Annotated in this window: 24 protein-coding genes; 9 read left to right on the top strand and 15 right to left on the bottom strand. The window is 53.4% G+C overall.

Going from position 1 to position 22508, the window contains the following annotated elements; translation table 11 throughout:
• Window positions 1-268 precede the first annotated feature (268 nt).
• Complete coding sequence (gene rne / locus BL249_RS13070; protein WP_099704607.1) at window positions 269-3559, top strand: ribonuclease E; 3291 nt, start codon at window positions 269-271, stop codon at window positions 3557-3559.
• Window positions 3560-3703: 144 nt separating this feature from the next.
• Here rne and flgL read toward each other — a convergent pair whose 3' ends face one another.
• The 11 genes from flgL to flgB all read right to left on the bottom strand — a co-directional run bounded on the left by flgL (window position 3704) and on the right by flgB (window position 13637).
• A complete protein-coding gene (flgL, locus tag BL249_RS13065) occupies window positions 3704-4663 on the bottom strand; it encodes a flagellar hook-associated protein FlgL (protein WP_099704606.1) in 960 nt (319 codons plus the stop codon).
• Between the two features lie 25 nt (window positions 4664-4688).
• Window positions 4689-6347: a flagellar hook-associated protein FlgK gene (flgK, locus tag BL249_RS13060; protein WP_099704605.1), complete on the bottom strand. Its 1659-nt coding sequence runs from the start codon at window positions 6345-6347 to the stop codon at window positions 4689-4691.
• Between the two features lie 112 nt (window positions 6348-6459).
• Entirely contained in the window at window positions 6460-7398 is a 939-nt protein-coding gene (gene flgJ / locus BL249_RS13055; protein WP_099704604.1) for a flagellar assembly peptidoglycan hydrolase FlgJ, read from the bottom strand.
• A complete protein-coding gene (locus tag BL249_RS13050) occupies window positions 7398-8462 on the bottom strand; it encodes a flagellar basal body P-ring protein FlgI (RefSeq protein ID WP_241898889.1) in 1065 nt (354 codons plus the stop codon). The genes flgJ and BL249_RS13050 overlap by 1 nt, the downstream gene beginning before the upstream one ends.
• Before the next feature lie 56 nt (window positions 8463-8518).
• On the bottom strand, window positions 8519-9220 hold the full coding sequence (flgH, locus tag BL249_RS13045) for a flagellar basal body L-ring protein FlgH (protein WP_099753257.1): 702 nt from the start codon (window positions 9218-9220) through the stop codon (window positions 8519-8521).
• An 87-nt stretch (window positions 9221-9307) separates the two neighbouring features.
• The gene (flgG, locus tag BL249_RS13040) at window positions 9308-10090 is read right to left on the bottom strand and encodes a flagellar basal-body rod protein FlgG (protein ID WP_099704601.1); all 783 of its coding nucleotides are present in this window, start codon (window positions 10088-10090) and stop codon (window positions 9308-9310) included.
• A 15-nt stretch (window positions 10091-10105) separates the two neighbouring features.
• Complete coding sequence (locus tag BL249_RS13035; RefSeq protein ID WP_099704600.1) at window positions 10106-10861, bottom strand: flagellar basal body rod protein FlgF; 756 nt, start codon at window positions 10859-10861, stop codon at window positions 10106-10108.
• 20 nt (window positions 10862-10881) lie between these two features.
• The gene (flgE, locus tag BL249_RS13030) at window positions 10882-12096 is read right to left on the bottom strand and encodes a flagellar hook protein FlgE (RefSeq protein ID WP_099704599.1); all 1215 of its coding nucleotides are present in this window, start codon (window positions 12094-12096) and stop codon (window positions 10882-10884) included.
• Between the two features lie 25 nt (window positions 12097-12121).
• On the bottom strand, window positions 12122-12805 hold the full coding sequence (gene flgD, locus BL249_RS13025) for a flagellar hook assembly protein FlgD (RefSeq protein WP_099704598.1): 684 nt from the start codon (window positions 12803-12805) through the stop codon (window positions 12122-12124).
• 10 nt (window positions 12806-12815) lie between these two features.
• Window positions 12816-13220 (bottom strand): flagellar basal body rod protein FlgC, encoded by a 405-nt coding sequence (gene flgC / locus BL249_RS13020; protein ID WP_099704597.1) that lies wholly within the window; start codon window positions 13218-13220, stop codon window positions 12816-12818.
• A 3-nt stretch (window positions 13221-13223) separates the two neighbouring features.
• Window positions 13224-13637 (bottom strand): flagellar basal body rod protein FlgB, encoded by a 414-nt coding sequence (gene flgB / locus BL249_RS13015; RefSeq protein ID WP_099704596.1) that lies wholly within the window; start codon window positions 13635-13637, stop codon window positions 13224-13226.
• A gap of 154 nt (window positions 13638-13791) precedes the next feature.
• On the opposite strand from flgB, the gene flgA reads away from it, so the two are divergent.
• The 3 genes from flgA (at window position 13792) to flgN (ending at window position 15397) form a co-directional block, all read left to right on the top strand.
• Window positions 13792-14451: a flagellar basal body P-ring formation chaperone FlgA gene (gene flgA / locus BL249_RS13010; protein WP_099704595.1), complete on the top strand. Its 660-nt coding sequence runs from the start codon at window positions 13792-13794 to the stop codon at window positions 14449-14451.
• 212 nt (window positions 14452-14663) lie between these two features.
• Window positions 14664-14960, top strand: a complete 297-nt coding sequence (gene flgM / locus BL249_RS13005; RefSeq protein ID WP_099704594.1) for a flagellar biosynthesis anti-sigma factor FlgM — start codon at window positions 14664-14666, stop codon at window positions 14958-14960.
• 5 nt (window positions 14961-14965) lie between these two features.
• Window positions 14966-15397, top strand: a complete 432-nt coding sequence (gene flgN, locus BL249_RS13000; protein WP_099704593.1) for a flagellar export chaperone FlgN — start codon at window positions 14966-14968, stop codon at window positions 15395-15397.
• Window positions 15398-15443: 46 nt separating this feature from the next.
• Here flgN and murJ read toward each other — a convergent pair whose 3' ends face one another.
• The 3 genes from murJ to rimJ all read right to left on the bottom strand — a co-directional run bounded on the left by murJ (window position 15444) and on the right by rimJ (window position 18643).
• The gene (gene murJ / locus BL249_RS12995) at window positions 15444-16982 is read right to left on the bottom strand and encodes a murein biosynthesis integral membrane protein MurJ (protein ID WP_099704592.1); all 1539 of its coding nucleotides are present in this window, start codon (window positions 16980-16982) and stop codon (window positions 15444-15446) included.
• A 122-nt stretch (window positions 16983-17104) separates the two neighbouring features.
• Window positions 17105-18028 (bottom strand): Gfo/Idh/MocA family protein, encoded by a 924-nt coding sequence (locus BL249_RS12990; RefSeq protein ID WP_099704591.1) that lies wholly within the window; start codon window positions 18026-18028, stop codon window positions 17105-17107.
• 15 nt (window positions 18029-18043) lie between these two features.
• Window positions 18044-18643, bottom strand: a complete 600-nt coding sequence (gene rimJ, locus BL249_RS12985; protein WP_099704590.1) for a ribosomal protein S5-alanine N-acetyltransferase — start codon at window positions 18641-18643, stop codon at window positions 18044-18046.
• A gap of 334 nt (window positions 18644-18977) precedes the next feature.
• Between rimJ and grxB the strand changes: the two genes are divergently transcribed.
• Window positions 18978-19625: a glutaredoxin 2 gene (gene grxB / locus BL249_RS12980; RefSeq protein ID WP_099704589.1), complete on the top strand. Its 648-nt coding sequence runs from the start codon at window positions 18978-18980 to the stop codon at window positions 19623-19625.
• Here the strand turns inward: grxB and BL249_RS12975 are convergent.
• Entirely contained in the window at window positions 19622-19849 is a 228-nt protein-coding gene (locus BL249_RS12975; protein ID WP_099704588.1) for a hypothetical protein, read from the bottom strand. The genes grxB and BL249_RS12975 overlap by 4 nt on opposite strands.
• On the opposite strand from BL249_RS12975, the gene BL249_RS12970 reads away from it, so the two are divergent.
• From BL249_RS12970 to BL249_RS12955, 4 genes are all read left to right on the top strand, one after another.
• On the top strand, window positions 19848-20411 hold the full coding sequence (locus tag BL249_RS12970) for a lipoprotein (protein ID WP_099704587.1): 564 nt from the start codon (window positions 19848-19850) through the stop codon (window positions 20409-20411). The two genes, BL249_RS12975 and BL249_RS12970, sit on opposite strands and share 2 nt — an antisense overlap.
• A 173-nt stretch (window positions 20412-20584) precedes the next feature.
• Window positions 20585-21631 (top strand): dihydroorotase, encoded by a 1047-nt coding sequence (pyrC, locus tag BL249_RS12965; RefSeq protein WP_099704586.1) that lies wholly within the window; start codon window positions 20585-20587, stop codon window positions 21629-21631.
• A gap of 75 nt (window positions 21632-21706) precedes the next feature.
• Window positions 21707-21952 carry a DNA damage-inducible protein I gene (gene dinI / locus BL249_RS12960; RefSeq protein WP_099704585.1) on the top strand — a complete coding sequence of 82 codons (246 nt, stop codon included), beginning with the start codon at window positions 21707-21709 and terminating at the stop codon, window positions 21950-21952.
• Window positions 21953-22081: 129 nt separating this feature from the next.
• Window positions 22082-22354 carry a hypothetical protein gene (locus BL249_RS12955; RefSeq protein WP_099704644.1) on the top strand — a complete coding sequence of 91 codons (273 nt, stop codon included), beginning with the start codon at window positions 22082-22084 and terminating at the stop codon, window positions 22352-22354.
• The last annotated feature ends 154 nt before the right edge of the window (window positions 22355-22508 follow it).

Genomic DNA, 22508 nt, shown 5'->3' with positions numbered 1-22508 from the left:
TTTGTGAAATCAGGCATTTAGCGGGCTGCGGGTTGCAGCCTGGACGGTAAAACGGGATTGGTTCACTTGCTGTTTTCAGTAGCGGCCCCCCCCTGTAAGCGCTGTTATTCCATATGAAAAACAGGCTGCCGAGAGTTTGCGCCCCTTAGCTGGCGACAACCGTGAGGTTGACGACAAAGCAAAGAGACACGGGGCCATCGGTGATTCACGTCCAGCGTCATCATGCCCGTAGCTCTGTCACTAATGTAAGAATAATGAGTAAGTTACGATGAAAAGAATGTTGATCAACGCGACTCAACAGGAAGAGTTGCGTGTTGCCCTGGTTGATGGACAACGTCTGTATGATCTGGACATAGAAAGTCCCGGACATGAACAGAAAAAGGCCAACATCTATAAAGGAAAAATCACCCGCATTGAACCCAGTCTGGAAGCCGCATTTGTTGATTATGGTGCAGAAAGACACGGTTTTCTCCCCCTGAAAGAGATCTCCCGCGACTACTTCCCTGATAGCTACAACGCACATGGACGCCCTAACATTAAGGACGTGTTACGTGAAGGGCAGGAAGTGATCGTCCAGATTGATAAAGAAGAGCGTGGCAACAAAGGAGCTGCCCTCACCACCTTTATCAGCCTGGCCGGAAGTTACCTGGTTCTGATGCCGAATAACCCGCGTGCAGGGGGTATTTCACGCCGAATTGAAGGCGACGATCGTACCGAGCTTAAAGAGGCGCTATCCGCGCTGGAACTGCCGGACGGCATGGGTTTGATCGTGCGTACTGCCGGTGTGGGTAAATCGGCCGACGCCCTGCAATGGGATCTCAGCTTCCGCCTGAAACACTGGGAAGCGATCAAAAAAGCCGCAGAAAACCGTGCGGCTCCCTTTTTGATTCATCAGGAAAGTAACGTCATTGTGCGTGCTTTCCGCGATTATCTGCGTCAGGATATCGGTGAAATTCTGATCGACAATCCGAAAGTACTGGAACTGGCACGCCAGCACATCGCTGCGCTGGGCCGGCCGGACTTCAGCAGTAAAATCAAACTGTATACCGGTGAAATTCCGCTTTTCAGCCATTATCAGATTGAGTCACAGATTGAATCGGCTTTTCAGCGCGAAGTGCGATTGCCTTCCGGCGGTTCAATCGTTATCGATACCACTGAAGCCTTAACGGCTATTGATATCAACTCGGCGCGGGCAACTCGTGGCGGTGATATTGAAGAAACCGCGTTTAATACCAATCTTGAAGCGGCCGACGAAATCGCCCGACAGCTACGTCTGCGTGACCTCGGTGGCCTGATTGTCATCGACTTTATCGATATGACGCCGGTACGCCATCAGCGCGCCGTTGAAAATCGTCTGCGTGAGGCGGTGCGCCAGGATCGGGCACGTATTCAGATTAGCCATATTTCACGTTTCGGCCTGCTGGAAATGTCACGTCAGCGTCTCAGCCCTTCGCTCGGTGAGTCCAGTCATCACGTATGCCCACGCTGCAGCGGAACCGGCACCGTGCGGGATAACGAATCCCTTTCTCTTTCCATTCTGCGCCTGATTGAAGAAGAAGCGCTGAAGGAAAACACCAAAGAAGTCCATGCCATCGTACCGGTGCAAATCGCATCCTATCTGCTTAACGAAAAGCGTGAAGCTGTCAGCGCCATTGAACGGCGTCAGGGTGATGTACGGGCGGTTATCGTGCCTGACGAACGGATGGAAACACCGCATTACTCCGTATTACGCGTGCGTAAAGGGGAAGAAACACAGACCCTGAGTTATCACCTGCCCAAGTTGCATGAAGCGGAAATGGCTCTGCCTTCTGAAGAGGAACATGCCGAACGACGTCGGCCCGAAACGCCGGCACTGGCCGCATTTGTCATGCAGGATGCGGTCCCCGCGTCACATGACACAGCGTCTGGCGCGGCAGCTTCTGCCTCACGCAGTCATGTTAAAAAACAGCCTGAAGCGGCAAAACCAGCAACGGTCGGTCTGGTTAGCCGACTGCTTAGTGGTCTGAAAAAAATGTTTGCGGCCGAACCGGCTCAGGCTCCGGCCAGCGCGATAGAGGTAACCCGCAGCACAGGCGAAGAGCAAAGCGCGGCACGGGGTGAACGTCGTGAGCGCAATAATAACCGCCGCGATCGTAACAACCGTCGCGATCGCAATGAGCGTAACGAACGTGGCGAACGCAATGAGCGCCAACGCGATAACCGCAGCGGTGAAAACCGTGATGATAATCGCCGTAACAAACGCCAGAACGCTGCAGTGCGTGATGAACAGCCGGCGGCGGTACAGCAAAGCGATGAAGCACGTGAGCAACAGCGCGAAGAGCAGCAGCAACGCCGCGAGCAGCGCGCTGAACGTCAGCGCCGTCGTCAGGAAGAAAAACGGCAGGCACAGCTTGCAGCAAAAGCGGCTGAACAGACCCAGACTCAGGGTGAAACAACGGCGGAAGAGGCTGACAATCGAGCCGAACCTGTGCAGGTCATGCCGCGCCGTAAACCGCGTCAGCTAACGCAAAAAGTGCGCGTCAGCGAAAATACTGAGCTGTCCGCTGACAGCAGTCAGCCGCTGACGTCATCCGTGGTGGAAACGCAGTCTGCGGCGCCGGAAAATGTCGCATCACCGGCAGATGACAATGAAGCACGTGAAAACGGTAATATGCCGCGTCGTTCGCGCCGTTCTCCGCGTCATCTGCGGGTAAGCGGTCAGCGCCGCCGCCGTTATCGTGATGAACGCTATCCGCAAGAATCACCGATGACACTTAGCAGTGCCAGCGCGTCGCCTGAACTGGCTTCCGGCAAAGTCTGGATAAACTACCCGGTTAATGAAGAAGCGCAACCGACTGTTGCCGAAGCTCAGCCGCTTTACGATGGTGAAGAAACCGCCGCCGCTATTGCGCTGCCTGCCACGGTCACTCCGGCAACGGTAACCGACAGTGACGAGGCCGCACCGGTTCAAATCTCTGACCCGGTACAGCCTGCGGTGACCATTGTCAATGCCGACCAAAGCGAAGCCATTAGTCATCCCGTAGACCAGCAACCCAGCGTGACGAGCGCTGCCGATGATCAACTTGTTCAACATATCGCGCAACAGGCGCAGCCAGTGGAAGCAGCTTCCTCAGCCGGTGTTGAAGACGTTGTTAAGGCCGTGCAGGAAAGTGCCGACGAAACGCCGACCCAGACGCAGCAAGAGGCGCATTCTGTGGCTGAAGCAATCAGCCAACAGGCAGCCAGCCATCCTGCCGACGTCAGTGCGGAGACTGAAGCCGACCTGGCCCGCTTTACCCAGCCAGATCCGACGGCACCGCAGGCAGAAATTGAGGAACCCCATGCGCCGGTAGCGGCACGTGATACTGCACCTGCCGTTGTTGCGCTAACGGACCAGCCATCGGCGTCCCCCCGCTATGCCAGTGCACCGGCCACCCGCGCCCCCGCGCCGGCATACGTTGCGGAACCCGGCCGTCACAGTGACTGGGTACGTCCGGCCTTTGCGTTTAGTGGTAAAGGTGCAGCCGGTGGTCATACGGCAACCGGTCAGGCAACGGCGCCGGCCACTCGCCCGCAGTAATCCTGCCATAATCAATCAGGCCCCGGTCATTCCGGGGCTTTTTTTACCCCATTTCCAGGCAAAAAAAACCCGCTAACCACAACAAGCTTAGCGGGTGAAAGTAAACGGACCCGGTTTAAGCCCGTTCAAAGAGCAAAAATAAGACTAGTTATGCTGAAACAGTGACATCTTCGCCATCTGCTGAAACGTGCTGTAAGAGGCTGTAAGCTGAGCCTGCAACATGGTGTAAGAAGAGATAGCACTGGTGTAATCCACATCCACCAGCTTACTCATCTGGCTTTGCATAATTACCGAGCGATCGTCCCCCAGCGAATCAAGGCTGGACAACTCAGTCAGGCTGCTGCCCAGTTCAGAACGTACCGACAGAATATTATTGTACGAGTTACCCAGTCCGCGCATTGCCTTCGCCAGCGCCGTCTGTGAGTCTGTTGTCGCAGATTCATCGCCGGCAACCGGCATGTCCAGTGCGTCAATGGCCGTTTTCAGGGTGGCAAAAATATTACTTTCGCCCTCGCTTCCGTCCGGCTCTTTTTTGGCATTGCTGGTTAGGGTCATAAAGACCTGAGCGCCGGTATGGTTAGTAATCACACTACGGTTGGCATCCACCTGCTGACTGATAGCGGTGTTCCCACCGCGGTATGTCACATTGCCGTTGTCATCCATGGTGAATGGCGCACTGTCTGATTTATAGCCTGCAAAAACATAACGCCCGTTACCGTCAGTACTGTTTGCCTGATTAAGTATCTGATCGCGGAGACCTTTTAGTTGCGTGGCATAAGATGCCCGGTCATCATCTGACAGGGTGCCATTATTAGCCGCCACCAGGATTGTCTGTGCATCAGACACCAGGTTAGTCACCTGCTTGAGGGTATTCTCTTCCGTCGAAATACGCTGGCTGGCAAAATTGCGCGCAGAAGCATACTGAGAACCCTGCGCCTGTGCCTGATTCAGCATCACGGCATTTGACGCTGAGATCGGATCGTCAGATGGATTGATCACCCGTTTGCCGGTAGAAAGCTGTTTACCCACCTCAAGCCAGCTGCTTTGTGCATTAAGTACACCGTTAGTCTGTTGCTGATAAATCATATTGGTACTAAGACGCATATTCTCTGTCCTTCTTCGTTAGCGGTCAGCTTAGCGCACCGATCAGCGCATCAAACGTCGTCGAAGCGGTCTGTAATACCCGAGCATTGGCGGTATAGTACTGCTGGTAGCGCGTCAGGTTGGCGTACTCTTCATCGAGGTTGACACCGGAAACAGACTGCTGCTGACTGGTGAGCTGGGTAACGACGGCAGCCTGTGTCGTACTGGTGGTTTTCAGAGTATCAGTCTGATTGCCGACGCTGGCGACCAGGCTGGCATAGGCCTGGGTTAACGTACTTCTGCCATTAACCACTTTTTTGGTTTGCAGAGCCAACAACTTTGTGGCGTTTTCATTATCACTCTGGCCGCTGCCCTGACTTCCCGCTGCCGCGATTTGTGACTCATCGGTGACATTGACCCCCATGCCAGCAATCACATTGCTCACCGGTTTTAGCAAAAAACTGTCTCTGGCAGCCGCCTGCCCACTGATGCGAATTTGCAGACCATCAAAACTGAGCGTCGGATTACCGTTGCCATCTTTACCGCTGGTGACGCTAACCGTACTGTTGTCGGAAAGCCGGGTCACGTTCCATTGCGAGCCGTCAAAATCTATCTGGTAATCACTGGAGGTAACCGCACTACTATCGGTATAGCTGGCGCTTAAACTGGCCATACCGCTATTTTTGCTGTTCCCCACCAGCGCAGCTGAGCCAAAATTAAAAAATGCCTCCCCTTTAGCGCCATGGGCGTCATAGCCTTGCTCATGCTGAATATTGAAACTGTCTGCCAGCGTCAGCGCCAGCTGATTAAGCTGATTGCGTGCCGGATCCAGGTTCTGTGAACGGAACTGGATCACCCCACCCAGCGAACCGCTGTTCAGGTATTTTTCCGCAATCTCACTGGTAGCACCGGTAATGGGATCGACTGAGGCTACCGTCAGGCGGTCAGTCTCTTTGGCTGAAGGCACGGCAGCCAGTTTATTGTAGCTATCGCCCTGAACCAGGTTCACCCCAGCGGCGGTGCTGATAATATAGCTGCCCCCATCCTGCTGACTGACGTTAACTCCCACCAGCTGATTGAGCTGATTCACCAGCTGATCGCGCTGATCGAGCAGATCATTAGGCGCGTTACCGGCCCCCGCACCTTTCAGCCTGGCAATCTGGTTGTTAAGATTCGCAATCTGCGATGAATAGGTGTTTATCTGGTCAACATTTGACGCTATTGATGTGTTGACGCTGGCATCAAGACCGCGCAGATAATCATCCGTTGTCTTAAAGCGGTTCACCAGATCGGCCGCACTGCCGAGTAAAGTGGTCCGCGCTGAAGGGTCATCCGCGCTGTTAACCACGTTCTGCACGCTGCTAAAAAAACTTTGTATCGAGCTGGAAATTGATGTGGTTGAATCTGCCAGCAGGTTGTCAATATTCGACACCTGATCATACTGGGTAGCCAGACCGCTGTTGATGGCTGTCGCCCCGCGCAGCTGCGCGCTAATAAAACGATCGTATTCGCGGTTGACGCCGGCAGTGGTGACGCCGTTGCCATAAAACTGAGCGCCTGCCAGCGTACTTTTCGCCTGCGCCAGCATGATACTTTGACGTGAATATCCGGCTACCGCGTAATTGCTGATGTTATTACTGGTGGTACTTAGCGCATTCTGCGCAGCATTGAGTCCACTCATCGCGGAATTAATTAAGTTGGACATTGTGGTTCCTTTCTCTCTGTTCGGCCCGAATGGATGCCTTTCAGCTTGTGTTGAAACAAATCAACCTACCTTTGTTATCGGCCGCCGAAGGCCGGACTTGAGGATATATGCGTTAAAACAGTGTGGTTAAATCACCGCTATATGCTTTGACGACTTTTTCACCTATATTTCTGAATTGCTGAATCATTCCTACCAGCTTACGGGCATATTGCGGATCGGTGGCGTAACCCGCCTGTTGTAAAGCATGGGCAGCCTGTTCCGGAGTTGACGCCGTTGTCACTGCCGCGTAACGCGGATTACTGCTCAGCAGCCTGACGTAATCATTCAGTGCGTCAAAGTAAGAGTCATAAACGCGGAATTTTTGTTTTATCTTGTGGGCCACACCGTTTTCATATTCGGTGGTCATCACTTCCGTGGTTTTCCCCTGCCAGCTGGCATTGGCTTTGATAGCAAAAATGTTGTAACTGCGGCGGCCATCCTGCGTCAGAATCTCACGCTGCCCCCAGCCGGACTCCAGTGCAGCCTGAGCCAGGATAAGATGATGCGGGATCCCGCTTTGCCGGCTGGCCATTTGCGCCGGTTGTGATAACCGGGCAAGAAACTGTGCGCTATCTGCATGCATCGTCGCATCAGCAGGCGGCATGTGCGGAACCGCACGGCTTACCATCTGCGTCATCATTAGCGGAGGCAGCGTATTAATGAACCTTTTATCCAGCGCCATCGGTACGCTACCGGCATTTTCATCCGGCGCCTGGGGACCGGCCATCTGCTGTACGATGGTATCGGCCAGTCCTAACCCTTTTTCACCTATCTGTTGCGCTATCTGCTGATCGTACATTGAGGTATAAAGTCGCGACTGATCATTGCTCAGCAAACCATCCTTTGGCAGGGCATCGCGCATACTTTTCAGCATCATCTGCACAAACATCCCCTCTACCTGCTTTGCAACTTCGCGTGCATGGGCTTTCGGATCCGCACTTGCCGCCCGTTTAAGCGCATTCAGTGAGCGGCTGTCATAAGCCGCGTTCATCAGCGATTGCGTATCGTTCATTAGTTAATTTCCACCCGGGCACGCAGACAACCCGCACTCTGCATAGATTGCAGAATCGACATCAAATCCATCGGTGTGGCACCCAGCGCATTCAGTGCACGCACCACGCTGTTAAGGTTGGCACTGGCATTCACGCTTTGCAGCGCACCGTTGGACTGACGTAAATCGATCTGGGTTTGCGGGGTCACCACTGTTTTACCCCCGGCGAATGGCGTATCAGGCTGGCTGACATTTTGCTGCTGATTCACCGTAACCGACAGATTGCCCTGGGCTACCGCACAAGCGCTCAGCATCACTTCGCGGTTCATCACCACAGTGCCGGTGCGCGAATTAATGATTACTTTGGCATCCTGTATTGGTACCGGCACATCCAGATCCTGAATATATGCCAGGGTACGCACCTGCGAGGCATTGCCTGGCGGCAGTCGCACCTGTACGGTTCGGGCATCCAGGGGTTGAGCAATGCCATACCCCTGGCGGTTAATTGCCTCGCTAATGCGTTGTGCTGTGGAAAAATCATCTTCATTAAGCTGCAGATTAATCGTATTGCTGCTACCAAAGTTGCTTGAAATCTCGCGTTCTATGGTTGCCCCAGCGGTAATACGCCCACCGTTAAGCTGGTTTACCTGCACGCTGGAACCTCCGGCCGCTGCACCGGCACCGCCAACCAGAATGTTACCCTGAGCCAGTGCATAAACCTGGTTATCGACCCCTTTTAGCGGCGTCATCAGCAATGTCCCCCCGCGCAGACTTTTCGCATTACCCATAGAAGACACCACCACGTCAATCGTCTGTCCCTGACGGCTGAAAGCAGGCAAGCGGGCGGTCACCATCACAGCCGCCACGTTTTTTAGCTGCATGTTCGTTCCGGCAGGCACGGTAATACCCAGCTGTGACAGCATGTTATTCACGCTCTGGGTGGTGAAAGGCGTCTGCGTCGTCTGGTCGCCTGTACCATCCAGCCCTACCACCAGGCCATAACCGATTAACGAGTTATCACGTACCCCCTGCACACTAGTCAGATCGCGGATACGATCGGCACGCACAGCAAGACAAATCAGCATCAGACACAGCGCCAGAGCACGAAGAAATAACAGGTGACGCATAATAAATAAACCTCTTACATCGGTGACAGATTGAGGAAGAAACGTTGCAGCCAGCCCATGGTCTGCGCTTCATTGATATAGCCGTTACCGACATACTCAATACGTGCATCCGCAACCTGCGTAGAAATAACCGTGTTGGAACCGCTGATGGTGCGGGGATTCACCACGCCAGAGAAGCGGATAAACTCAGTTCCCTGATTTATCTCGATCTGTTTTTCACCCACCACATTCAGGTTGCCGTTCGGCAATACCTGATTAACAGTAACGGTAATCGTGCCGGTGAAGGTGTTATTGGCGGTTGCCCCACCTTTGCCGGCAAAATCATTTTTGCCTTCCCCGGCAATATCAGCACGGTTATTGCCAAGCGGACCGGAGAGGTAACGCGGCACCACGCTCATACCTAAGCTGGTACTGCCATTGCGTGTAGCGTTTGCCGAAGAATTTTTACTGGCACTGACGTTTTCCTGCAGCACAATTGTCAGCGTATCGCCAACATTACGTGGACGACGGTCCTCAAACAGCGGCTGATAACCGTAGTTCATGGGCATCACCCCCTGAAAAATAGACCCATTGGTCACCGGTGGCTGAGCAGGAACGGGCTGTGCCGTTGTCGGCCCCTTTACCAGTGGCGTCCGGGGAACCAGCGCACAACCATTAAGTGTTAGCAGCAGTGCGGCAACTAACCCCCGTCCAGGCATTGATGTGTGCTTCGCCATGGAAATAAAACCTTCAATAATAGGAATAGGTGTTTTTAGACGACTGCCGCCGGCCCTTCTGCGCGGCAAACCGCGCAGAAGGGAGAATTACAACTGCGTCAGTTTTGCCAGCATCTGGTCAGAGGTACTGACCGCTTTGCTGTTAATTTCATAAGCACGCTGAGTCTGGATCATGGTGACCAGTTCCTCTGCCACGCTGACGTTCGAGGCCTCTACATACCCCTGAAAAAGCGTGCCGGTACCGTTCTGGCCAGGATTACTCTCGGTCGGGGCACCGGAAGCCTGGGTTTCCTGATACAGGTTCTGTCCCTTACTCTCCAGCCCCGCTTCGTTCATAAAGGTACTGAGAGTCAACTGACCGACCTGCACCGGCTGCGCGTTGCCCTGCTGAGTCACCGTTACCACACCATCCTGACTGATGGTCATGCTGACGGCATTCGCCGGAATGGTAATCCCTGGCTGCACCGGGAAACCGGCGTTAGTGACCAGCTGGCCGTTCTGATCGGTCTGAAAAGAACCGTCGCGGGTATAAGCAAGTGAGCCATCCGGCATCTGAACCTGGAAAAAACCCATGCCGTTAATGGCAACGTCTTTCGAGTTGTCGGTTTTTGACAGATTGCCCTGCGTGTGCAGGCGTTCAGTGCTGACCGGACGCGTTCCGGTGCCGATTTGTAAACCAGATGGCAGGTTAGTCTGATCTGAAGACTGGGCGCCGGGCTGGCGCAACGTCTGATACATCAGATCCTCAAAAACCGCACGCTGACGTTTAAAACCACTGGTACTGACGTTTGCCAGGTTGTTGGCAATAACATCCATATTGGTCTGCTGTGCCTCAAGACCGGTTTTGGCAATCCATAAAGAACTAATCATTGATTTTCCTCACGCTCAGCTCATTGAAAGCAGCTGGTTTGCACGTTGTTCATTCTGATCAACACTGGAGATCACTTTCATTTGCATCTCAAAGCGTCGGGCGTTATTGATCATGTCCACCATGGTTTCAACCGGCTTGACATTGCTGCCTTCCAGTACGCCTAGCATCAGGTGGATAGTCGGGTCGTTTTGCAGTACCGCGCCGCGCGCCGCGCGGGCATCAGCATTGAGACGAAACATACCATCATCACCGCGCGTCACTTCCTGTGCGCTGGCTTTCACCATTTTCAGCTTGCCAATTAACACCGTGGCATTAGGCTGATCGCCAGGGTTAAGTGAGGTGATACTGCCGTCGCTGGCAATGGTTAGTTTCGCCCCCTGGGGAATCGCGATAGGCCCGCCATCTCCCATCACCGGATGGCCCTGAATAGTAAGCTGACCATCAGGACTAACCTCGATATTGCCGTTACGGGTATAAGCCTCGCTGCCATCTGCCGTTTGTATTGCCAGCCAGCCATCCTGTTGCAGGGCGACATCAAGATTACGTCCGGTAAAGTCGAGCGCCCCCTGGGTCATATCGGCCCCAGGGGTGGAAGCGGTTACCAGGGTACGGGTAGGCAGAGATTCTCCCGTGACCGGCACCGCCCGCATGGCCATCAGCTGCTGGCGAAAACCCGGCGTTGAGGCATTGGCCAGATTGCTGGCGGTCACCGCCTGCATGTCGAGGGTTTGTGATGCAGCCCCCATTGCGGTATATATCGCGTGGTCCATAGCAACGTCCCGTTAAGCGATTAACGCAGGTTGACCAGGGTATTGAGAATCTGATCCTGGGTCTTAATTGTCTGCGCATTAGACTGGTAATTACGCTGAGCTACGATCATATTCACCAGCTCTTTACTGAGATCGACATTTGACGATTCCAGCGCGCCGGCGGTCAGCGTGCCAAGGTTACCGGTGCCCGCCAGGCCCACCAACGCCTGACCGGAAGAAGCAGTAGCAGCCCAGACATTGTTACCTTCGGGTTTCAGTCCTTCCGGGTTGGCAAAGTTAGCCAGCACAATCTGGCCTAACACCTGCGATTTCTCATTGGAGTAATTCCCCACCACAGTGCCGTCATCGTTAATCTGATAACTGGTCAGGTTGCCCGGTTTATAACCGTCCTGAGTCGGGTTACCAAAGGTACTGATACTACCGGTGTTCTGCTGGGTCGAGCCGGTCATGCTCAGGGTGAATGTCTGACCGGGTGCCGAGCCATTCAGCTCACCGAGCTTAACGGTGACGTTGGGAGAAGAAGTCAGCTGACCGCTGGTATTAAAGGTCAGCGTGGTTTTGTCACTCTGCTCGCCGGTAGCCGCGTCTATTGGATATACGTCCCAGGTATTTTCCGCAGTCGCAGATTTGACAAAATAGAGGTCGACGGTGTGGCTATTACCCAATGAATCGTAAGCAGTCATTGATGACTTGGCGTTATACATCGAGTCAGAAATATTGGTGCTGTCCCAGGCGGTCGCCGGGGCTTTCTCTGAGGAATTCAGGCTGGCAGTAAGCGCGCCGCTGGTGGTGGCGCGGGCCGCCATCGCCGCGTCAGGAATCGTCAACGCAACCGGATTGGCCCCGGTCTGCACCGCAGGCGGCGTGCCGGTTGCCGGATAACCTGTCAGCGCCATCCCGTCGGCATTAACAATAGTGCGATCGGCATTCAGGGTAAACTGGCCGTTACGGCTGTAATAGATGTTGCCAGAATCATCCTTCATGCGAAAGAAACCGGCCTGGCTAATGGCAACATCCAGCCCGCGGCTGGTGGTGGTAGTCGCGCCATCAGCAAAATTCTGCCTCACGGCCGCCACTTTGGTACCAAGACCAACCTGCGAACCTGCAAACATATCGGCAAAGGCGATAGTACTGGACTTAAATCCGACGGTGGCTGAGTTGGCAATATTGTTACCAATAACGTCAAGATTACTGGACGCCGCATTCAGGCCGCTGACTGCTTGTGAAAATGACATATGTCACTCCTGAGAAGCTAAGGAATTAAAGGATCTGACGCACTTTATCCAGCGTCGTTGTACCGTAGGTACCAAGGTCTAAAATTGCGCCATGGCTGTCAGTAGTCACGCCGCTGATATAGGCGTAATTCAGCGGTTGGGCGGTCAGCTGCCCGGTGCTGTTGCTGGCGGTAAAAGACACGTTGTACTTGCCGTCAGCCACGCTAGCGCCGCTGGTATCGGTGCCATCCCACGAAAAGATATGCACCCCACTGGATAACGCACCGAGGTCAATGGTGCGCATCACATCGCCACTGGCATTGGTTATAGTGGCAATGGTGCTGGTAGATGCCTGCGCCAGTTCAATGCCAAATGGCGTAGTTGTCCCGCTACCCGCCAGGATTTTTGAACCTTCCACCATCACACCATGGTCAATCAGCGTTGATGCCTGCAGTGATTGCGATGTATTGATCTGACCTGAAATTGCCCCGAGGGTAGTATTCAGTTTTTCAATACCGCTCAGGGTATTAATCTGTGCCAGTTGCGAGGTCATCTGGCTGTTATCCATTGGATTGGTAGGATCCTGATTTTTTAACTGCGTCACCAGCAACGTTAAAAACTGGTCATTTAAATCAGCAGCACTGTTACCGCTTTTGCTGCTTGCTGCACCGGAAGCCAGCGCATTATTTTTAATTGTGGCTAAATCATTGACGCCAACGGCAATACCCATGTTGTGCTCCTTACTGGCCCAAAGTCAGCGTTTTCATCATTAACTGCTTAACGGTGTTAAGCACCTCGACGTTAGCCTGATAACTGCGCGAAGCCGACAGGGTATTCACCGTTTCGGCCACAACATTCACGTTTGGCATCCTGACATAGCCTTTATCATCCGCCATCGGATTGCCCGGTTCATAAACCAGTTTTGACGGCGTTGGATCGTCAACCACTTCAGCAACCTTTACCCCACCAGTGGGCGATCCCGGGCGGGCGTCAACCTGAAATACCACCTGTTTGGCCGTGTAGGGCTGCCCGTCGGGGCCGGTGACGCTGTCAGCATTCGCCAGGTTGCTGGCACTGACGTTCATACGTTGCGATTGCGCCGTCATTGCCGAACCGGCAATATCAAAAATATTTAAAAGTGCCATCGGTTATTGCCCCTGCAGCACTGACATCATGCTTTTCATCTGGCTGTTAAGCACGGTGAGATCGGTCTGATATTTGAGACTGTTATCGGCAAACTGCGTACGCTCGCGATCCATATCAACAGTGTTGCCGTCCATTGCGGGCTGGTCCGGCACGCGATACAGCAAATCCAGCGCGGCAGGCTGAAAAGTTTCCGCCGGAATATGGCGGGGCGAAGTGATCGCCAGAGACATACCTGAACCCTGCGCTCGCCCGTTATCCATCACGTTTTTTAGCTGACTGGCAAAATCAATATCGCGCGCCTGATACCCCGGGGTATCAGCATTAGCAATATTCGATGCTAGGATTTCCTGACGTTGTGCGCGCAAATTGAGCGCTTCAGTCTGGAACCGTAAGGCTGCATCCAGTTTGTCAAGCATGTGCCCTCCATATTTAACGGTTTTCCGAGCTAACAGCATAATCGCCGGCTAACAGAACGATCGGCAGAATAGCGGCAAAAAGCGCAGCTAATTTGCCCTTTGGCTGACCACTGGCACCGGTAAAATCGCTTAAGGATGAATAAGGAATGATGCGATGAACAAACTGAAAATGCTGGCGATCGCCGCACTGGGCCTGCTGAGCTTACCGGTCTGTGCCAGCGATCTGACAAGCCAGCTCGATCAATTTTTCAAAGCCCGTAATGGACAAAATAGCGGCACGGTGACGGTAACGGTGAAAACCCCGCAAGCTCAGTGGCCATCCTGTGAGCATCCTCAGTTTTCTTTGCCAGGTAATGCCAGACGCTGGGGATTAATCAGCGTTGCCGCCAACTGCGGGCACAATCGCCGCTACATTCAGGTGGAAGTACAGGTTACCGGTGACTATGTCGTGGCCGCCCGGCAAATTACGCGCAACACGGCAGTCACTGCCGGAGATATTACAATAAAGAAAGGTCGCCTTGATAAGTTGCCGGCGCGCACCGCAGTCAGCCCGGATGAAGTCATTGGTGCTATCTCTTTGCGTGATATTATCGCCGGCCAGCCGGTAAATATGATGATGGTACGTCAGCCGTGGCGGGTAAAAGCCGGGCAAAACGTGATGGTTACCGCATCAGGAGAAGGATTTACAGTAACCAGTGAAGGCCGGGCGATGAATAATGCAGCGGCAACGCAATCCGTACGGGTAAGAATGCACTCCGGCCAGATTGTCAGTGGAAAAGTGAATGATGATGGGAAAATTCTTATATCGTTATAAAACACTAAAGAAGGGCTCACTTCTGCCGATAGAGTAAACATCATTCAGCGTAGAATTCGTTCTCAGACCACCTGTTCCTGTGAATTCAGCGAGTGACAACCTGACAATTAACGGCGATTTTCCCGCAGACATGCTGGGAAATAAAAAAGGATATTGTTGGTTGTGACGCAATTAACAGCAGGTTCCGGATCTGAATTAACAGGAGCCAGATTATGAGTATCGACAGAACGCAGCCTTTAAAGCCGGCAGCAACCGTTCAGCCGCGTGAAAACCATGACGCCCCCTTGAGCAAAGCGCGAGCGCCTGAGAATAAAACCAGCCAGCCAGGTACCCAGGTGGTACTGAGCGATGCCAAGTCTCAGTTGACCAAAGCCAGCTCGCAGGACATCGACGCCGTACGCGTTGAGCAGCTGAAAACCGCTATTCGCAATGGCGAACTGAAAATGGATGCCGGTAAAATCGCCGACGCTCTGATTCAGGAGGCTAAATCATCCTTACAGGATAACTGATTAACATGAACATGCTGCTCTCTTCCCTGGACAAAATGCTGGAGGTACTTGCCTCCCTGAGCGATATTATGGACGCAGAACAACAACAGCTCTCTGCCGGCCAGGTGAACAGCAACCTGTTGCAACGCATTACCGAAGATAAAAGCGCCCTGCTGGCCACGCTGAATTATATTGAACAGATGCGGCGTGAGGCCAGCGAAAAGTCAGGCCTGCATGCCCCATACAGTGATCAGCCGCAGCTGGCTCAGCGCTGGTCGCTGATTCAGCAGAGTTCGATCCGTCTGCGCGATAAAAACCAGCATAACGCGCTGCTACTGAATCATCAGATGGCCCATACCGAACAGATGCTTAATGCGCTGCGCCCGTTACAGTCACAACAATTTTACGGCCCGGACGGCCAGGCAACCGGCCAGCGCTTTTTCAGCCACAAAGACTGACCTTTTCCGCTATTCCCGCTGCCCCGGCACCCGGCGCGTTGCTGCGTTAAACGCTCATCCGGCGTGAAAAATGGTGCAGGCGAAAACCAAGCAGTGCCAGGGCAGCAAAATAGGCGGTGCCTCCGGCAATACACACGCCGGTCAGACGCAGTAAACGCCATGTCATGCTTCCGCTGGCCCATTCCGGCATAAAATGCAGTAACGTCAGCAGCACCAACACCATTGCCATAATCCCGACAGCTAAGCGCCAGAGAAAACCGCACCAGCCAGGCTGTGGCTGAAAAATATTGCGTTTCCGCAGCTGCCAGTAAAGCAGCGTCGCATTCAGGCAAGCCGCCAGTCCAATAGAAAGCGACAAGCCGGCATGCTTGAGCGGGCCAATAAACGCCAGATTCATCAGCTGCGTCATCAACAGGGTGACCAGCGCAATTCTTACCGGCGTTTTAATGTCCTGACGCGAATAAAAGCCCGGCGCCAACACTTTCACCACGATAAGCCCCATCAATCCTACAGAATATGCAACCAGCGCCCGCTGGGTCATGGCGGCATCAAACGCGGTAAATTTACCGTACTGAAACAATGCAACGGTCAGCGGCTTCGCCAGGATACCGATCCCCACCGCGCTCGGCAACGCCAGCAGAAAACAGAGACGTAATCCCCAGTCCATCAGACGGCTGTATTCGTCATGATTGCCGCTGGCAAAGCTTTTCGCCATCGATGGCAAAAGAATGGTTCCCAGCGCCACGCCAAGCACCCCGGAAGGAAACTCCATCAGACGGTCAGCATAGTACATCCATGAGACGGAACCGGAGACCAGGAATGAAGCGAAGATAGTATTAATGATCAGTGAAACCTGGGTGACGGAAACCCCGAGGATCGCCGGCCCCATCTGGCGCAGCACCCGCCAGACCCCGCTGTCTTTCAGGTTGACGCGCGGCAGCACCAGCATGCCGATTTTTTTCAGATGCGGTAGCTGATAAAACAGTTGCAGCACGCCCCCCACAACCACTGACCAGGCAAGTGCCAGTACCGGCGGATGAAAATGTGGCGCAGCAAACAGCGCAAAAAGGATCATGCTGATATTAAGCAGGGTTGGCGCAAAAGCCGGCACCGAAAAACGGTTCCAGGTATTAAGCACCGCCCCCACCAGGGAAGCCAGTGAGATCAATAAAATATAGGGAAAGGTGATACGCAGCAGAGAGGTTGTCAGCGTGAACTTATCCACGGTATCGGCAAATCCCGGGGCGGTTAGCCAGATAACCCAGGGGGCAGCCAGCATGCCGACGACAGAAACCAGCGCCAGCACCAGTGTCAGTAAGCCTGAAACATAGGTGATAAATACGCGCGTCGCCTCTTCACCCTGATTATTTTTATATTCCGCCAGAATCGGAACAAATGCCTGGGAAAATGCCCCTTCGGCAAAAATACGCCGCAGCAGATTAGGCAGCTTAAAGGCAACAAAGAAGGCATCGGTGGCCATGCCAGCACCAAAAACACGGGCAACAATGGCATCGCGGGCAAAACCCAGCACGCGAGAAAACAGCGTCATCGAACTGACCGCTGCAAGGGATCTCAACAGATTCATGTTTTTCCTGCAGGTCCGTTAGAAAAAAGCCGCACCCCGGCGACTATCAGGCCGGCGTCAAACCGGCGCGGCATAGTCTACCGGGGAAAAATAAAATCGCCATCAACGAATGTTACCAGCCATTATTCTTCCGACAGCTCACGCCAGATACGATCGACCACACGCTGCGCCAGCAGGGCCTGTTCGCCTGCACACTGCGGCATGGTCTGATTTTCAACGCAACGAATAAAATGCTGTGCCGCGCCGGCAAAACCACGTAATTCTTCCAGGGTCTGCCAGCCCGGTGCCGGCTCGGACCTCAGCAGCCCCTGCGACTCACAGCGCCAGTCGCGCATATCATCAACCTGAAACAGGGCGCCGTCGGTAATCAACTCAATACGTTCACGCTGCGTGCCGGCGCGGCGGTGCATACTGGTCGCCACCTGCAGACCGCCGACGCTAAAATGATGTCCGGCATAAATCATCTCACCGCTGTCATTGGTCAGCAGGGTGCCATGCTGCAGACGTCCCTTATCACCTGCCAGCCATAACGCGGTATCCACCACATGCAGGTAATCATCAAGCAAGGTAAAGCTGGCATCACCCGGGCCAACGCTATCAATACGGTGTTTTTCCATCCGCAACGCCACCGCGCCTTTCATCTGTTGCCGGAGTTGCAGATAGCGAGGAGCAAAGCGACGGTTAAACCCTACCATGAGCTTACGCTGATGTTTATCCGCCAGCTCCACCAGCCGTTCAGCATCACTCAGTCGCGCCGCCAGCGGCTTATCCACCAGTACATCAACTCCCGCTTTCAGCAGCTGTCCGACCACCGCCGCATGGCTGTCGGTGGAGGTATGCACGAATATCGCATCACAATCGGCCGCCAGCGCCTCCAGCGAGGCATAAAGCGGAATACGGTAGCTATCGCACAGCGGACGGGCGCTATCCTGGTTGCGGGAAAAACCCCCAGTCAGCTGCCACTGCGATGCGCGGGCAAGCACCGGTAGCCAGGCTTTGCGGGCGATGCTGCCAAGCCCCACCACACCAATACGCACCTGACGCATATTTTCTCCTTTTTCTCAGGGTTGACTCGCACGCCGCTCCGGCGACCAGTTTTTCATCGTCAGTGCCGTCAGAACATGGTCCTGCCATTGGCCATCAATCAACAGATAGTCTTTGGCATAGCCTTCTTTTTCAAAACCGAGCCGCGCCAGCAGGTGGCCACTTCGCTGATTATGGGGCATATAGTTTGCCATAATACGGTGCATCCGCTGCTGACGCTGCATATAACGGATCGCCGACTGCAACGCCTCATACATCAGCCCCTGACCTTGCCACTGTTCTGCGAGAGAATAGCCAAGAAAACAGGCGTGAAACGCCCCGCGCAACACGTTACTGAAGTTAGCCACACCACGAATTTCCATTTCATCACGGTCCAATAACGCAAAATAAAATGCGGCGCCCTGGCGGTGCATATCAGTAATCAGGCCAAGACGGGCCTGCCAGCCTGATGGGTAACAGTGGCTTTCATCACGCACCGGCTCCCATGGTCTGAGAAAATCGCGGTTCGCCGCATAGTAATCAGCCAGCCGCCATGCATCACGCTCATGTACCAGGCGGACCACCAGACGATCGGTGGTCAACCGTACCTTTGGCGCAGTGGAACGATAGCCAAACATCATCTCTCCTGCATTACGGGGACTAAACCTGTTTCATCACATCGTCATCCAGAGGCGCATTCCGCACGCCACTGTTATCAATTCACTATACCTTTTCCGCTGCTGACAAGGCGAATTTTTACCCTGCAACGCACGACAGGCGATACGGCGCGTTTGCTGGCCGGCTACGCGGATGGCGCTGTATGCGCGGTTTTCGTGTCAGGTGCGTTTATTTTACTACACAAACCGCCTGCGTCGGCGGTTTGCCCTTCGTCACACTCTCTTCCATACTTTTTAAACTGGTTAACAAAAGCGGTGGTGGCCCCACGGCTTTCTACAGGGTAAGGAGGCGTTCGTGAAACTGTTTATTTATGATCACTGCCCGTTTTGCGTCAAAGCGCGCATGATATTTGGCCTGAAAAATATTCCTGTCGAACTGCAGGTACTGCTCAATGACGATGAAGCCACCCCGGTGAAACTGGTGGGCAGGAAAGTGGTGCCGGTGCTGATGAAACAGGATGGCAGCTGTATGCCGGAAAGTATGGATATTGTACATTATGTTGATAAGCTTGATGGAAATCCTCTGCTAACCGCCAGTACGAGGCCGGCGATCGGTGACTGGCTGCGCCAGGTCAATAATTATCTGAACAAACTGCTGCTTCCCCGCATTGCCGCCGCGCCTTTTGCTGAATTTGCGACTCCGCAAGCCCGGCGCTATTTCACCGACAAAAAACAAGCGAGCTGGGGAGATTTCGCTACGCTGCGTCAGCATAGCGCCGGCTATATTAAGAATATTAACGATGATCTGCGTAAACTCGATAAGCTGATGGTTAACGCCAGTGCAGTTAACGGTGAACTCTCCGACGATGATATCCATCTGTTCCCGCTGTTGCGCGCACTGACGCTTATTGCCGGCATAGACTATCCCAGCCGGATAGTCGATTATCGTGACAATCTTGCCGGGCAGACGCGGATTAATCTGCTCTCTTCCATCGCCAGCTAACCGCAGCAGACGGTATTCTGCCTGCGGGCTTCACCGTTTGTATGCCGGCAAACGCCAGTGACCGTTAGTCGAACAATTTCTTCGCTGTCGCCGGCCTGCAGAATGCTGTTTTTATCAGCGGCCAGGCCAGCTATCAGGCTAATCCGGATGACTTTATCGCTGGATTCAGGCATCCTGGTGGCCGGATGTGGATGCATCCGTTCATGTATAATGAGGAGCTTCATGAAAAAGGTTTTTCCGGGTTTACTGGCGCTGGCAGCTGCGCTGTTACTGAGCGCTTGCAATCAACTCACGCAGTACACCATCAGCGAGCAGGAGATTAATCAGGCCCTGCAAAAACAGGATCATTACCAGAAGCAACTGAGTGTTGCCGGGCTGATGGACGCACACCTAACGCTGAGTGAACTGTCTGCCGCTATTGGTCGTGAGGAACCGAACCAAGTGACCCTGACCGGCAAAGCCGAGGTTAATATCAGCTCCCTGTTTGGTCCACAGCAGGCACAGATGCTCCTGAAGATGAAGGCCCAGCCCAGTTATGATCGGCAACAAGGGGCGGTGTATCTTAAGGATATGGAGATTGTTGACGTTCAGGTACAGCCAGAAAAAATGGCCTCGCTCCTGAAAACACTGACCCCCTATCTCAACCAGTCGCTGAAAACGTATTTTAATCAGCAACCAGCCTATGTACTCAATAGCAATGGCAGTAAAGCTGAATCGCTGGCCAAACGCTTTGCCAAAGGGCTGGAAGTGAAACCAGGCGCGCTGATTATTCCGTTTACCGAGTAGTCCATGCCGTTGGCAGGGCCGCCGGACTGGCCCTGCCATCTGCTGCCTGCCCTTCGCGGTCCTGCTGACTCAATAAAACGGATGCAATCACTGCACTTTCCCCCTATGCTTATACCCCGGCGCAAAAACAGCCATCCTGGCTGATTGGTTTTTCTCACTGCCGGAGCACAATGATGACCACAACCCCCGAGCAACTCACTATTCGTCGCCCTGATGACTGGCATGTCCATTTACGTGACGGTGACATGTTAAAAACCGTGGTGCCTTATACCAGCGCAGTGAATGGCCGGGCCATTATCATGCCGAATCTGCTACCACCGGTCAGTAGCGTTGCCGCCGCCATGGCCTATCGTGAGCGTATACTGTCCGCCGTGCCCGACGGACATGATTTCACCCCACTGATGACCTGCTATCTCACCGATTCACTGCATGCGGATGAAATTGAACAGGGATTTAGCCAGGGGGTTTTTTGTGCCGCAAAACTGTATCCAGCCCATGCCACCACCAATTCCAGTCACGGTGTCACCAGCATCGCCGCCATCAGCGAGGTGCTGGAAAGAATGGAAAGTCTTGGCATGCCTTTGCTGATTCATGGTGAGGTCACGGATGCAGCTATTGATATTTTCGATCGTGAAGCGCGCTTTATTGATAGCGTACTTGACCCGCTTCGCCAGCGCTATCCGGCGCTAAAAGTGGTATTTGAACATATTACCACCAAAGACGCGGCGGATTACGTTCGCGACGGTAACGAGCGGCTGGCAGCTACCGTGACGCCACAGCATCTGATGTTCAACCGTAATCATATGCTGGTAGGTGGCATACGCCCGCACCTTTATTGCCTGCCTATTCTCAAGCGCAATATTCATCAGCAGGCACTGCGCGAAGTCGTCGCCAGTGGCCATCCACGATTCTTTCTTGGCACCGATACTGCCCCCCATCTGCGCCACCTCAAAGAAGCCAGCTGTGGTTGTGCCGGCGTGTTTAATGCCCCGGTCTCCCTGGCCGCCTATGCTAGTGTGTTTGAAGAGCTCAATGCTCTGACGCACTTAGAAGCATTCTGCAGCGAAAATGGTCCGGCATTCTATGGCCTTCCCGCTAATCAGCAATCCATTACCCTGGTGCGCCAGCCGTGGACCGTACAAAGCGCTATCCACCATGGCGAGCTGACCCTGGTTCCCTTCCTTGCCGGTGAAACCCTCAACTGGCAAGTGAAAATCTGATCGTTATTCATCATATTGTTATTGTCCGGCCACAAGATACTGTATATAATCACAGTATCTTGTGGAGGAGTTTGTATGCGTATTGAAATTACCGTAGCCAAAACCAGCCCGTTACCTGACGGTGCAATGTCAGCACTGTCAGCCGAATTAAGCCGGCGCATTAATGAATGTTTTCCCGACAGTACCAGCAGCGTTTCTTTACGTTATGCCAGCAGTAATAACCTGACGGTAATGGGTGCCGATAAGCAGACCCGCGACCAGATCAGCCATATTTTACAGGAAACCTGGGAAAGTGCAGATGACTGGTTCTGTGCCGGTTAATTTTTTCCGTGAATGTTGTGCGGTTGCCGGATTTCGCCATCCGGCTTTTTTATGCCTGCTACTCGCGGTTCTGCTAATGGCCATATACACTCAAAAAACAGCAAACTGCCGTTTCAGGAGATAATTACCATGCACACTGATAACCCGGAAGAAAACATGACTTTCGGCGAACTACTGGCGTTGATAGCCGATCAGCAAAGGCGCCTGACTGTGCTGGAAAACGCGTTTGCCTTTCTCTCATTTTGTCTCGATGAAAAAGCCTGTCAGCTGCTCATTCACAGCCTGCGGCTCGAATCACAGAATCAGAACCGTGACACGACGTTACAGCAACATTTTTCCCATCTGGCTGATGCGCTGGAAAAACGCAATAGTTTCAACCCGCCACCGGCAGATATATCCTGACATCATACGCTTAATTAATTTTTCTTACCGTTTACTATTGATTGAATTTTAATCTAATAATATTCAACTTGCGCTGAATTTATTTAATATCTACTGCTGGCGATAAATTCAGTGTTATAATTAAGCCGCTCTGTGTAAAAAAGCCGCATTGAAA

Origin of the sequence: Erwinia sp. OLFS4 (assembly GCF_002752165.1) — a bacterium.
Taxonomy (GTDB): Bacteria; Pseudomonadota; Gammaproteobacteria; order Enterobacterales; family Enterobacteriaceae; genus Izhakiella.
Note: the sequence above shows the minus strand (reverse complement) of the source record. Positions and strands in the feature narration are given on the sequence as shown.